Genomic DNA, 13,317 nt, shown 5'->3' with positions numbered 1-13,317 from the left:
TCATATGATCGCGATACTTTCTCTCCGATCAATACTCATCGCTGCTGTTTTATCTTGATTTTTGCAGGGGCGCTACATTGCACAGCACCGCGTTACCAGAACATAAAAAAGGCTGGCAGGCCACGCTGGATCTTCACTTTCACCATCGTAGCGGCAAAACGGTTCTGACCTCCGCCCGCCATGTCGGTCCACTTACCGTCCAGCGTCCCTTTTACCCGGAAGAAGATACCTGCCATCTCTATTTGCTCCATCCTCCCGGTGGCATCGTCGGCGGTGATGAGCTGACGATTAGCGCCACGCTCGATGAAGGCTGCCACACGTTGATCACCATGCCCGGCGCCAGCAAGTTTTATCGCAGCAGCGGCCCACAAGCCCGACTGCAACAAACGCTGACGCTGGCGGAAAACGCCACGCTGGAGTGGCTGCCGCAGGATGCTATTTTCTTTCCCGGCGCGCAGGCCACGCTGCACACCGCTTTTCACCTGAGCGCCTCCAGCACGCTGCTCGCCTGGGATCTGCTGTGTCTTGGTCGTCCGGTCATCGGCGAAACTTTTAGCCACGGCAGCCTCAACAACCGCCTTGAAGTATGGATGGATGGCTCGCCGCTGCTAATCGAACGCCTGAGCCTCGCAGATGGGCGGCTGGCCAGTGTGGCGGAGCAGCCGTGGGTCGGCACCCTGCTGTTCTACCCTGCCACTGAAGCCCTGCTGGAGGGCGTACGCGACCGACTGGCGCCGCTGGCGAACTATGCCGGCGCCACCCTCACCGACGGCCTGCTGACGGTCCGATTTTTAAGTGACGACAACTTACTTTGCCAGCGGGCAATGCGTGATATCTGGCAGTTTATGCGCCCGCATTTGACCGGGAAATCCCCGGTTCTTCCCCGAATCTGGTTGACCTAAGAGAACGCTATGGAACTGACCCCCAGAGAAAAAGACAAGCTGTTGCTGTTTACCGCCGCCTTAGTCGCCGAGCGTCGTCTGGCCCGTGGCCTCAAGCTGAACTATCCGGAAGCGGTGGCCCTGATCAGCGCCTTTATTATGGAAGGCGCGCGCGACGGCACCAGCGTAGCGACGCTGATGGAAACCGGCCGTCATGTGTTAAGCCGCGAACAGGTCATGGAGGGCGTGCCCGAAATGATCCCCGACATCCAGGTCGAAGCCACCTTCCCGGACGGCTCGAAGCTGGTCACCGTCCATAACCCGATAATCTGAGGTATCACGATGATCCCAGGTGAATACAAGGTGCAGCCGGGGCACATCGCCCTGAACGTGGGGCGTGCCACCCGCAGCGTGATCGTTGAGAATCATGGCGACCGGCCGATTCAGGTCGGCTCGCATTACCATTTTGCCGAAGTTAACCCGGCGCTGAAGTTTGACCGGGCGCAGGCTACCGGCTATCGCCTGAATATTGCCGCCGGTACCGCGGTCCGTTTTGAACCGGGGCAAAAACGCGAAGTAGAGCTGGTGGCGCTTGCCGGTAGCCGCGCGGTGTACGGTTTTCGTGGCGATGTGATGGGTAATCTGGAGGCACACGATGAGTGATATTTCACGCCAGGCCTATGCCGATATGTTTGGCCCCACCACCGGCGACAAAGTGCGGCTGGCGGACACCGAACTGTGGGTAGAGGTCGAAGACGATCTCACCACCTACGGCGAAGAGGTCAAATTCGGCGGCGGCAAAGTGATCCGCGACGGGATGGGCCAGGGGCAAATGCTGGCCGATGAGTGCGTCGATCTGGTGCTGACCAATGCCCTGATTATCGACCACTGGGGGATCATCAAGGCGGACATCGGGGTCAAAGCGGGGCGGATCTTCGCCATCGGCAAAGCCGGTAACCCGGATATCCAGCCCAACGTAACGATCCCGATCGGCGCCGCAACCGAAGTGATTGCCGCCGAAGGGAAGATCGTCACCGCAGGCGGCGTGGACACCCATATCCACTGGATCTGCCCGCAGCAGGCGGAAGAGGCGCTGGTCTCCGGGGTCACCACCATGGTTGGCGGCGGCACCGGCCCGGCGGCCGGGACCCACGCCACCACCTGCACTCCCGGCCCGTGGTACATCTCACGGATGCTGCAGGCAGCAGACAGCCTGCCGGTGAATATCGGCCTGCTGGGGAAAGGTAATGGCTCCAACCCGGAAGCGCTGCGCGAGCAGGTCGCCGCCGGGGTGATAGGCCTGAAGATCCATGAGGACTGGGGCGCGACGCCAGCGACCATCAACTGCGCGCTGACCGTGGCCGACGAAATGGATATCCAGGTGGCGTTACACAGCGACACCCTGAATGAATCTGGCTTTGTCGAGGATACCCTGGCGGCGATTGGCGGACGGACCATCCACACCTTCCATACCGAAGGGGCGGGCGGCGGCCATGCGCCGGATATCATCACCGCCTGCGCGCACCCCAATATTCTTCCTTCCTCTACCAACCCGACGCTGCCCTACACCGTCAATACCATCGACGAACATCTCGATATGCTGATGGTCTGCCACCATCTCGACCCGGATATCGCCGAAGATGTCGCCTTTGCCGAATCTCGTATACGCCGGGAAACCATTGCCGCAGAAGATGTCCTGCACGACCTCGGCGCCTTCTCGCTGACCTCGTCTGATTCACAGGCGATGGGGCGCGTGGGCGAAGTGGTGTTGCGCACCTGGCAGGTGGCGCACCGGATGAAGGTCCAGCGCGGGCCGCTGGCGGAAGAGCGTGGCGATAACGACAACTTCCGCGTGAAGCGCTATATCGCCAAGTACACCATTAACCCGGCGCTGACCCACGGCATCGCCCATGAAGTAGGGTCAGTGGAAGTCGGGAAACTGGCGGACCTCGTGCTGTGGTCACCGGCATTTTTCGGCGTTAAGCCGGCGACGGTGATCAAGGGCGGCATGATTGCCATCGCGCCGATGGGCGACATCAACGCCTCGATCCCGACGCCGCAGCCGGTGCACTATCGCCCGATGTTCGGCGCTCTGGGCAGCGCCCGCCATCACTGCCGCCTCACCTTCCTGCCGCAGGCGGCGGTAGACGGCGGCGTGGCGCAACGCCTGAATCTGCACAGCGCGACGGCGGTGGTCAAAGGCTGCCGGACGGTGCAGAAGGCCGATATGATCCACAACAGTCTGCAGCCGAATATCACCGTCGACGCCCAGACCTATGAGGTCCGTATCGACGGCGAGTTGATTACCAGCGAACCGGCAGAGGTTCTGCCGATGGCGCAACGTTATTTTCTGTTTTAAGGAGTCCGGATGCTCTATCTGACCCAACGAGTTGATTCTCCCGCGGCAGCGCTGACCGCCAGCGTCACGCTGCCGATTGATGTGCGGGTAAAAAGCCGTATCAAAGTGACCCTTAACGATGGCCGTGAAGCGGGCCTGCTGCTGCCGCGCGGGCTGTTGTTACGCGGTGGCGATGTGCTCAGCAATGAAGAGGGTAGCGAGTTCATCGAAGTGATCGCCGCTAATGAAGGGGTATCGGTGGTGCGCTGCGACGATCCGTTCATGCTGGCGAAAGCCTGCTATCACCTCGGCAACCGCCACGTCCCGCTGCAGATCATGCCCGGCGAACTGCGCTTTCATCACGACCACGTGCTGGACGATATGCTGCGTCAGTTTGGCCTGGCGGTGAGTTTTGCCCAGTTACCCTTCGAGCCGGAAGCAGGCGCGTACGCCAGCGAAAGCCACGGGCATCATCACGGGCACAGTCACGGCCATGATCACGAACATCACCATCACGAGCACAACCACTAAATGCCGACGCCGGAAAAACGTCTGCGGCTGATGCAGCTGGCCAGCAGCAGCCTGCCGGTCGGCGGCTACAGCTGGTCGCAGGGGCTGGAATGGGCTGTGGAAGCGGGCTGGGTGCCGGATACCCCGGCCTTTGAGCGCTGGCAGCTACAGCAGATGGAACAGAGCTTTTTCACCGTCGATCTGCCGCTGTTCGCCCGCCTGTATCGCGCCTGCGAACAGGACGATTTACCGTCCGCCCAGCGCTGGACCGCCTGGCTGCTGGCCTGCCGCGAAACCCGCGAACTGCGCGAGGAAGAGCGCAATCGCGGTGCGGCATTTGCCCGGCTGCTGGCGGACTGGCAGCCGGATTGCCCGCCGCCCTGGCGCAAGCTGTGCCAGCAAAGCCAGCTCGCCGGGATGGCCTGGCTGGGCGTGCGCTGGCAAATCGCCATCCCCGATCTGGCCCTGAGCCTTGGCTACAGCTGGATCGAAAGCGCGGTGATGGCGGGCGTTAAGCTGGTCCCCTTCGGCCAGCAGGCAGCTCAACAGCTGATTTTACGTCTGTGCGATCGTTACGCGGCGGATATGGCCAGCGCCCTTGCGGCACCGGACAGCGCCATCGGCTCCTCGACGCCGCTGGCGGCGATTGCCTCCGCCCGGCACGAAACCCAGTATTCCCGAATATTCCGTTCCTAGGAGACAGCATGAACAATTACAAACACCCGCTGCGCGTTGGCGTCGGCGGCCCGGTCGGTTCCGGGAAAACGGCCCTGCTGGAAGCGCTGTGTAAAGCGATGCGTGACAGCTATCAACTGGCGGTCGTTACTAACGATATCTACACCAAAGAAGATCAGCGCATCCTCACCGAAGCCGGTGCGCTGGAGCCAGAGCGTATCGTCGGCGTCGAAACCGGCGGCTGCCCGCATACCGCGATCCGTGAAGACGCCTCGATGAACCTGGCGGCGGTGGAAGCGCTGAGCGAAAAGTTCGGTAACCTCGACCTGATCTTCGTTGAGAGCGGCGGCGATAACCTGAGCGCCACCTTTAGCCCCGAGCTGGCGGATCTGACCATCTACGTCATCGACGTCGCGGAAGGCGAAAAGATCCCGCGTAAAGGCGGGCCAGGGATCACCAAATCTGACTTCCTGGTGATCAACAAAACCGACCTTGCACCGTATGTGGGCGCATCGCTGGAAGTGATGGAACGCGACACCATGCGCATGCGCGGCGAACGCCCGTGGACCTTCACCAACCTGAAAAGCGGCGATGGGCTGAACAACATCATCGCCTTCCTCGAAGACAAGGGCATGCTGCGATAACATCCTCTGCACCATGCGGACGCGCCTGCGCCCGCATGGTGCACGCCCTGCCCTTTCTTTACGCTCGCTCACCCCACCAGGCCCGCCGCCGCTGCGCCACGATGTGACATCAGGATGTGGCATAAGGTTTGCTAATCATAGTCATGCCTAACCATTAAGGAATGACGATGTCATCACTGGATATTAAAACTGAGCTGCCTGTACAGACCGATACATCAGGCTCCCGGGAAACCCTGGAAGATTATACCCTGCGCTACGCCCCGCTGAGTTTCCGTCGCTGGGGACCGGGCGTCGTCGCGGTAACCGCGCTGGGCGGCATCGCCTATCTGGCGGACTTTTCAATCGGCGCCAGCATCGGCATGGCATGGGGCACCACCAACGCCATTTACGCTATCCTGCTGGCGGCGCTGGTGATTTTTCTGACCGGGATCCCGCTGGCCATTACCGCAGCCCGCTACAACATCGACCTCGACCTCATCACCCGTAGCGCCGGCTTCGGCTATTTTGGCTCGGTGATCACCAGCATTATCTTTGCCGGTTTTACCTTTATCTTTTTCGCCCTTGAAGGCTCGATCATGGCCCAGGGGTTGCTGGTTGGCCTTGGGATCCCGCTGTGGATGGGCTATCTCATCGCCACCCTGATGGTCCTGCCGCTGGTAATTTACGGTATGAAAGCGCTGACCCGCCTGCAGGTCTGGACGACGCCGCTGTGGTTAGTGCTGATGGTGGTGCCGGTGGCCTGGCTGATTGCCAAAGACCCGGGCCTGGTGGACGGCTTCATGAATTTCAGCGGCAAAAACAACGCCGCGCACGTCGACTTAACCGCCATTATGCTCGGCGCCGGCGTGTGCCTGTCGCTGATTATGCAGATTGGTGAACAGATCGATTACCTGCGCTTTATGCCGCCAAAAACGGCGGAGAACAGCAAAAGCTGGTGGCTGGCGGTCTTTTCCGCCGGACCGGGCTGGGTCGTATTGGGGGCGATTAAACAGATCATCGGCGCCTTCCTCGGCTTCTATCTGCTGACCCGCTTCCCGGCGGTGCACAACACCGAACCGGTGCAACAGTTCGTCAGCGTCTTTGATAACCTGGTGCCCGGCTGGCTGGCGTTAACATTGGCCGTGGTGCTGGTGGTGATTTCGCAGATTAAAATCAACGTTACCAATGCCTATTCCGGCTCGCTGGCGTGGACCAGCGCCTGGACACGGACCACCAAACGCTATCCGGGGCGGATTATCTTCGTGATCGTCAACCTGGCGATTGCGCTGGCGCTGATGGAGGGCGATATGTTCAGCGCCCTGTCATGGATCCTCGGCTTCTACTCTAACTTTGCCATTGCCTGGGTTGTGGTGGTTGCCACCGATATCACCGTGAACAAGGGGCTGCTGAAGCTCGCGCCGGCGCAGCCGGAATATCGTCGCGGGATGATTCACAACGTCAACCCGGTCGGCGTGGTCTCTTTCGCCCTGGCCGCTGGCCTGTCGATCTGCGCCTTCTTCGGCCTGCTGGGAGCGACCCTGGCGCCATTCTCTCCGCTGATTGCCCTGGTTGTGGCGCTGGTGATGACCCCGCTGATGGGGATCCTTACCGGTGGCCGTTACTACATCAAACAGCACGACGACGGTATCAGCGAACCGCGCTACGACGCGCAAGGCAACGCTTCCACCACCGTTTACCAGTGTCTCAGCTGTGATGAAGAGTATGAACGTCCGGACGTGATGCACTCGCACAAGCATCAGGGCGCGATTTGCTCGCTGTGTAAGAGTATGGAGTAACGCAGGAAAGCAGGAAAGAAACAGGCCGACGCAGCGTCGGCCTGTAGAGTGGCTTACGCCGCAGGCAGTTCAGCAAGCGGCCAGCGCGGACGCACGGTCACCCCGAGGTCAGGCTTCGCGCCGGTGCGCAGACGCACCATCCCGGCATAGGCGATCATCGCGCCGTTATCGGTGCAGAATTCCGGGCGAGCATAGAAGACTTCGCCGCCGCGCTTAGTCATCATCTGTGCCAGCTTCGCTCGCAGCGTGCGGTTCGCGCTCACGCCACCGGCCATCACCAGGCGTTTAAAGCCGGTCTGTTCCAGCGCTCGCTTGCACTTGATCATCAGAGTATCCACCACCGCATCTTCAAACGCCCGGGCGATATCGGCACGGGTCTGCTCGTCGTCGGTGTTATTGCGGATGGTGTTAGCCGCGAAGGTTTTCAGGCCTGAGAAGCTAAAATCCAGCCCCGGACGGTCGGTCATCGGACGCGGGAAGACAAATCGTCCCTCGGTGCCCTGCGCCGCCATTTTAGACAGCATCGGCCCGCCAGGATAATCCAGCCCCAGCAGCTTCGCCGTTTTATCGAAGGCTTCGCCTGCGGCATCATCGATAGACTCGCCCAGCAGCGTGTACTGGCCAATGCCGGTGACGCTGATCAACTGGGTATGGCCACCGGAAACCAGCAACGCCACAAAAGGATATTCCGGCGGATTATCTTCCAGCATCGGTGCCAGCAGGTGGCCTTCCATATGGTGCACCGGAATCGCCGGTACATTCCAGGCAAACGCCAGCGAGCGCCCGACCGTAGCGCCGACCAGCAGCGCGCCAACCAGACCCGGTCCGGCGGTATAGGCCACTGCATCAATGTCTTTTGCCGTCAGCCCGGCCTCTTTTAATGCTGCCTGGATCAGCGGTACGGTTTTGCGCACGTGATCGCGTGAAGCCAGCTCAGGCACAACGCCGCCGTAGTCAGCATGTAATTTCACCTGACTATACAGTTGGTTGGCTAGCAGCCCTTTTTCGTCGTCATAAATGGCGATGCCGGTTTCATCGCAGGATGTTTCAATACCCAGTACACGCATGTCTTTTTTACCTCACTCTAATACCGCGCAGTGTAGGACCAATGCCGGTTGATGTATACCCTCAGCGTATCGCGGTAAAACTTTGTTCGCCCCAGGAAGAAGGCTCGTGTATACTCCTCACCCTTATAAAAGTCCTTTCAAAAAGGGCGCAGGTGCTTTACAAAGCAGCAGTAGTTGCAGTAAAATTCCGCACCATTTTGAAATAAGCTGGCGTTGATGCCAGCAGCAAACCGAATTAATAAAGGTGAGAGGCACATGCCGGTAATTAAAGTACGTGAAAACGAGCCGTTCGACGTAGCTCTGCGTCGCTTCAAGCGTTCCTGTGAAAAAGCGGGTGTTCTGGCGGAAGTTCGTCGTCGTGAGTTCTATGAAAAACCGACTACCGAACGTAAGCGCGCTAAAGCTTCTGCAGTGAAACGTCACGCGAAGAAACTGGCTCGCGAAAACGCACGCCGCACTCGTCTGTACTAATCTGTTGAGGGCACAGCCCTCAATTCAGACCGAGTTGTAGTTGTAAGGCCGTGCTTCCGGAAGGAATGCGCGGCTTATTTTCGTTTATGCATTAGCATATACACAGCATCAGGTCAGAACGTCCGCAGTCAACGCTGAGGCCGTCTACAGGATCATGTGTATAGTTTACGGGGCCTATGGCTGGACGAATTCCACGCGTATTCATTAATGACCTGCTGGCTCGAACCGACATCGTCGATCTTATCGACGCGCGGGTAAAGCTCAAGAAGCAGGGCAAGAACTACCACGCGTGCTGTCCATTCCATAACGAAAAAACCCCCTCTTTTACCGTCAACGGTGAAAAACAGTTTTACCACTGCTTTGGTTGCGGTGCGCACGGCAACGCCGTCGACTTCCTGATGAACTACGACAAGCTCGAGTTCGTGGAGACGGTCGAAGAACTTGCCGCCATGCACAACCTCGAAGTGCCATACGAAGCAGGCAGCGGGCCGAGTCAGATAGAGCGCCATCAACGGCAAAGTCTCTATCAGTTAATGGACGGTCTGAATGCGTTTTACCAACAGTCTCTGACACACCCCGCCGCCGACCCTGCGCGCCAGTATCTGGCAAAACGCGGTTTAAGCAGCGAGGTCATTGCGCGCTTCGCGATTGGCTACGCGCCGCCCGGTTGGGATAACGTCTTAAAACGGTTTGGCGGCAATCAAGAAAACCGCCAGTCGCTTATCGATGCCGGCATGCTGGTTACGAACGATAAGGGGCGCAGTTACGACCGCTTCCGCGAACGGGTGATGTTCCCCATCCGCGATAAGCGAGGCCGGGTCATTGGGTTTGGTGGACGCGTGCTGGGCGATGCCCTGCCGAAATACCTGAACTCCCCGGAAACCGATATTTTCCATAAAGGTCGCCAGCTGTATGGCCTTTATGAGGCGCAGCAGGATAACGCCGAACCACCCCGTCTGCTGGTTGTCGAAGGCTATATGGACGTTGTGGCGCTGGCGCAGTACGACATCAATTATGCCGTAGCGTCGTTGGGAACCTCGACCACAGCTGACCATATTCAGCTGTTGTTCCGGGCCACCAACCAGGTCATCTGCTGTTACGACGGCGACCGGGCCGGCCGCGATGCCGCCTGGCGAGCGCTGGAAACGGCGCTACCGTACATGACCGACGGTCGTCAGCTACGCTTTATGTTTCTGCCTGACGGTGAAGACCCGGATACGCTGGTGCGTAAAGAGGGTAAAGCGGCGTTCGAAGCGCGGATGGAGCAGGCTCAGCCGCTCTCCACGTTTTTGTTTAACAGCCTGATGCCGCAGGTCGACTTAAGCACCCCGGATGGGCGCGCGCAGCTCAGTACGCTGGCGCTGCCGCTGATAACCCAGGTGCCGGGCGAAACGCTGCGCATATATTTACGTCAGGAATTAGGCAACAAGTTAGGGATTTTAGATGACGCCCAGCTTGAACGTTTAATGCCAAAACAGACAGAAAGTGGTGCCCCGCGTCCCGCACCGCAGCTAAAACGCACGACCATGCGTATACTTATAGGGCTGCTGGTGCAAAACCCGGACCTGGCCCCGCTGGTTCCACCTTTAGAAGGTCTGGATCAGCGCAAAATGCCGGGACTGGGTCTGTTCAGCGAACTGGTGAAAACCTGTTTGTCACAGCCAGGTCTGACGACCGGGCAGCTTTTAGAGCAGTATCGCGGCACAAATGAGGCCGCCACCCTTGAAAAACTGTCGATGTGGGACGATATAGCAGATAAAGATATCGCGGAAAAAACCTTCACCGACTCGCTCAACCATATGTTTGATTCACTGCTGGAACTGCGGCAAGAAGAGTTGATAGCTCGTGACCGCACACACGGTTTAAGCAGTGAAGAACGCCGGGAACTCTGGACCATCAGTCAGGAACTGGCAAAGAAATGAATTGCACGGCTTAAGTGCCGAATATCGTTCGGGAAGCCCCCGACAGCCGCGCTGAGGCGCAGCGGCAATAATATAAGTACGCCCTCGCTTTAAATGTTGGCAGTTTGTTGTCGACACCAATCAAACGAAATAAGTGTGGATACCGTCTTATGGAGCAAAACCCGCAGTCACAGCTGAAGCTTCTTGTCCAACGTGGTAAGGAGCAAGGCTATCTGACCTATGCCGAGGTCAATGACCATCTGCCGGAAGATATCGTCGACTCCGATCAGATCGAAGACATCATCCAAATGATCAATGACATGGGCATTCAGGTGATGGAAGAAGCACCGGATGCCGATGATCTACTGCTGGCTGAAAACAGCAACAACACTGACGAAGATGCAGAAGAAGCAGCTGCACAGGTGCTGTCCAGTGTTGAATCTGAAATCGGACGGACAACCGATCCGGTGCGCATGTACATGCGCGAAATGGGTACCGTCGAACTGCTGACGCGTGAAGGCGAAATTGACATCGCCAAACGTATTGAAGATGGGATTAACCAGGTTCAGTGCTCCGTTGCTGAATATCCGGAAGCCATCACCTATCTGCTCGAGCAGTACGATCGCGTTGAAGCGGAAGAAGCACGTCTGTCTGACCTGATCACCGGCTTTGTCGATCCTAACGCTGAAGAAGATCTGGCGCCGACCGCAACGCACGTCGGTTCTGAACTGTCTCAGGAAGAGATGGATGACGACGAAGACGAAGATGAAGACGACGATGACGACAGCAGCGATGACGACAACAGCATCGACCCTGAGCTGGCGCGCGCGAAATTCGGTGAACTGCGTACGCAGTACGAACTGACCCGCGACACCATTAAAGCAAAAGGTCGTAGCCACGCCGCCGCGCAGGAAGAAATTCTCAAGCTGTCCGAAGTGTTCAAACAGTTCCGTCTGGTACCGAAACAGTTCGATTACCTGGTTGGCAGCATGCGTAGCATGATGGATCGCGTCCGTACTCAGGAACGCATCATCATGAAACTGTGCGTTGAACAGTGCAAAATGCCGAAGAAAAACTTCATCACGCTGTTCACCGGCAACGAAACCAGCGAAACCTGGTTCAACGCCGCTGTCGCTATGAACAAGCCGTGGTCTGAAAAGCTGCATGACGTGAAAGAAGACGTTCAGCGCGGCCTGATGAAACTGCAGCAGATTGAAGAAGAAACCGGCCTGACCATCGAGCAGGTTAAAGATATCAACCGTCGCATGTCCATCGGTGAAGCGAAAGCCCGCCGTGCGAAGAAAGAGATGGTTGAAGCAAACTTACGTCTGGTTATTTCTATCGCCAAGAAATACACCAACCGTGGTCTGCAGTTCCTGGATCTGATTCAGGAAGGTAACATCGGTCTGATGAAAGCGGTTGATAAGTTCGAATATCGTCGCGGCTACAAGTTCTCCACCTACGCGACCTGGTGGATCCGTCAGGCAATTACCCGCTCTATCGCGGATCAGGCGCGCACCATCCGTATTCCGGTGCATATGATTGAGACCATCAACAAGCTCAACCGTATCTCCCGCCAGATGCTGCAGGAAATGGGTCGCGAGCCGACGCCGGAAGAGCTGGCTGAACGTATGCTGATGCCGGAAGATAAAATTCGCAAAGTGCTGAAAATTGCCAAAGAGCCAATCTCCATGGAAACGCCGATCGGCGACGATGAAGATTCGCATCTGGGTGATTTCATCGAGGATACCACCCTCGAGCTGCCGCTGGATTCCGCTACCACGGAAAGCCTGCGTGCCGCCACTCACGACGTTCTGGCTGGCCTGACCGCCCGTGAAGCGAAAGTTCTGCGTATGCGTTTCGGTATCGATATGAACACCGACCACACGCTGGAAGAAGTCGGCAAACAGTTCGACGTAACCCGCGAACGTATCCGTCAGATCGAAGCGAAAGCGCTGCGTAAGCTGCGTCACCCGAGCCGTTCTGAAGTGCTGCGTAGCTTCCTCGACGATTAATCGGTTCCGATTAACGATCCGACAAAAAGCCAGTCAACCGACTGGCTTTTTTTATTTCCGCGAAAAATCCTCTTCTGCTTTTCGTTCGTGCATTCCTTTTCGCCAGCGCTTATCGAACAATAAACGCTCTGCTTACCCCTGCATATACCAATAAAAAAGGAAGACACCATGACTGAATCACAGACCACTCATGACTGGTTGGGTCTGGCTAATCGCGTCTTTGCCGTGAGCGGCGCCGCCAGCGGGATCGGCGAAGCCATCGCCACCGCGCTGGCGCAGCAAGGCGCCGATGTCGCCCTGCTCGACCGAAACCCTCAGGGGTGTGAAGCGCTGCGCCAACGCCTGCAAAAGTACCCCGGCAAACGCCTGGCCGTCGCCTGTGATGTGGCTCATGAAGAACAGGTAAAAGAAGCGGCACAGAGCGTGCGCGCCCACCTCGGCCCCTGCTATGGGTTGGTCAACGCGGCCGGTATTTTACGCCCGGCGGGGCTGGCGGATATCAGCCTCGAGCAGTGGAACGCCCAGCTGGCAGTGAACCTGACCGGCTATCTGCTGTGCGCGCGTGAATTTGCCCACGATATGCGCGCCGCCAGATGCGGCAGCATCGTGCATATCGGTTCTATTTCCGGGCGTATCCCGCAGCCCTGGAGCGGCGCCTACAGCCCGGGGAAAGCGGCGGTGGGTCTACTATCGCAGCAAATTGCCGTGGAATGGGGCCAGGAAGGTATCCGCAGTAACCTGGTCGCCCCGGGGATGATTGAAACCGCCCTGACCGCCGAGTACTACGCGCAACCCGGCGTACGCCAGAGCCGCGAATCCTTCACCGCCAGCCAGCGTATCGGTAAGCCGGAAGACATTGCCCGCGCCGTTCTGTTCCTGCTAAGTGAACGCTCGAGCTATATCAACGGCGCGGAACTGGGAGTGGATGGCGGCCTGCCCACCATGCTGATGGGGAAAATCCCGCGTCCCGGTTACTCCGGCAACTAAACTGCCCGCCAGCCTGGCGGATGATGCTATTCCGGGAGGCTGGCGGTCTGGTT

13 protein-coding genes and 1 pseudogene are annotated in these 13,317 nt (G+C 58.2%); 12 read left to right on the top strand and 2 right to left on the bottom strand.

The window, feature by feature from the left end; all coding sequences use genetic code 11:
- Positions 1 to 3: 3 nt before the first annotated feature.
- A pseudogene (locus HF679_RS24935) lies at positions 4 to 88 on the bottom strand (short-chain dehydrogenase); the annotation flags it as partial.
- Here HF679_RS24935 and HF679_RS21840 point away from each other — a divergent pair.
- The 8 genes from HF679_RS21840 to HF679_RS21805 all read left to right on the top strand — a co-directional run bounded on the left by HF679_RS21840 (position 78) and on the right by HF679_RS21805 (position 6,823).
- The gene (locus HF679_RS21840) at positions 78 to 902 is read left to right on the top strand and encodes an urease accessory protein UreD (protein ID WP_123756424.1); all 825 of its coding nucleotides are present in this window, start codon (positions 78 to 80) and stop codon (positions 900 to 902) included. The pseudogene HF679_RS24935 and the gene HF679_RS21840 overlap by 11 nt on opposite strands.
- Before the next feature lie 9 nt (positions 903 to 911).
- Positions 912 to 1,214, top strand: coding sequence for an urease subunit gamma (locus tag HF679_RS21835; RefSeq protein WP_123756423.1), 303 nt, complete (start codon positions 912 to 914; stop codon positions 1,212 to 1,214).
- 9 nt (positions 1,215 to 1,223) lie between these two features.
- On the top strand, positions 1,224 to 1,544 hold the full coding sequence (locus HF679_RS21830; RefSeq protein ID WP_123756422.1) for an urease subunit beta: 321 nt from the start codon (positions 1,224 to 1,226) through the stop codon (positions 1,542 to 1,544).
- The gene (ureC, locus tag HF679_RS21825; RefSeq protein ID WP_123756421.1) at positions 1,537 to 3,240 is read left to right on the top strand and encodes an urease subunit alpha; all 1,704 of its coding nucleotides are present in this window, start codon (positions 1,537 to 1,539) and stop codon (positions 3,238 to 3,240) included. Before HF679_RS21830 ends, ureC begins: the two co-directional genes overlap by 8 nt.
- Before the next feature lie 9 nt (positions 3,241 to 3,249).
- Complete coding sequence (gene ureE, locus HF679_RS21820) at positions 3,250 to 3,750, top strand: urease accessory protein UreE (RefSeq protein WP_154144091.1); 501 nt, start codon at positions 3,250 to 3,252, stop codon at positions 3,748 to 3,750.
- Complete coding sequence (locus tag HF679_RS21815; RefSeq protein WP_154144092.1) at positions 3,751 to 4,425, top strand: urease accessory protein UreF; 675 nt, start codon at positions 3,751 to 3,753, stop codon at positions 4,423 to 4,425. It abuts the gene before it with no gap.
- Positions 4,426 to 4,433: 8 nt separating this feature from the next.
- On the top strand, positions 4,434 to 5,048 hold the full coding sequence (gene ureG / locus HF679_RS21810) for an urease accessory protein UreG (RefSeq protein WP_154144093.1): 615 nt from the start codon (positions 4,434 to 4,436) through the stop codon (positions 5,046 to 5,048).
- Positions 5,049 to 5,215: 167 nt separating this feature from the next.
- Positions 5,216 to 6,823 (top strand): purine-cytosine permease family protein, encoded by a 1,608-nt coding sequence (locus HF679_RS21805; RefSeq protein WP_123756417.1) that lies wholly within the window; start codon positions 5,216 to 5,218, stop codon positions 6,821 to 6,823.
- Between the two features lie 53 nt (positions 6,824 to 6,876).
- On the opposite strand, the gene tsaD is transcribed toward HF679_RS21805, so the two are convergent.
- On the bottom strand, positions 6,877 to 7,890 hold the full coding sequence (tsaD, locus tag HF679_RS21800) for a tRNA (adenosine(37)-N6)-threonylcarbamoyltransferase complex transferase subunit TsaD (protein ID WP_123756416.1): 1,014 nt from the start codon (positions 7,888 to 7,890) through the stop codon (positions 6,877 to 6,879).
- 255 nt (positions 7,891 to 8,145) lie between these two features.
- Here tsaD and rpsU point away from each other — a divergent pair, with 255 nt between their 5' ends.
- The 4 genes from rpsU (at position 8,146) to HF679_RS21780 (ending at position 13,264) form a co-directional block, all read left to right on the top strand.
- Complete coding sequence (gene rpsU / locus HF679_RS21795) at positions 8,146 to 8,361, top strand: 30S ribosomal protein S21 (protein WP_001144069.1); 216 nt, start codon at positions 8,146 to 8,148, stop codon at positions 8,359 to 8,361.
- A gap of 176 nt (positions 8,362 to 8,537) precedes the next feature.
- Positions 8,538 to 10,283, top strand: coding sequence for a DNA primase (dnaG, locus tag HF679_RS21790; protein ID WP_123756415.1), 1,746 nt, complete (start codon positions 8,538 to 8,540; stop codon positions 10,281 to 10,283).
- Between the two features lie 119 nt (positions 10,284 to 10,402).
- A complete protein-coding gene (rpoD, locus tag HF679_RS21785) occupies positions 10,403 to 12,277 on the top strand; it encodes an RNA polymerase sigma factor RpoD (protein ID WP_255417679.1) in 1,875 nt (624 codons plus the stop codon).
- A gap of 168 nt (positions 12,278 to 12,445) precedes the next feature.
- A complete protein-coding gene (locus tag HF679_RS21780; RefSeq protein ID WP_123756413.1) occupies positions 12,446 to 13,264 on the top strand; it encodes an SDR family NAD(P)-dependent oxidoreductase in 819 nt (272 codons plus the stop codon).
- Positions 13,265 to 13,317: the final 53 nt, after the last annotated feature.

The sequence above is a fragment of the Enterobacter sp. JUb54 genome (assembly GCF_014298075.1).
Classification (GTDB): domain Bacteria; phylum Pseudomonadota; class Gammaproteobacteria; order Enterobacterales; family Enterobacteriaceae; genus Klebsiella; species Klebsiella lignicola.
The sequence above is the reverse complement of the archived record's forward strand: the minus strand, read 5'-3'. Positions and strand labels throughout refer to the sequence as shown.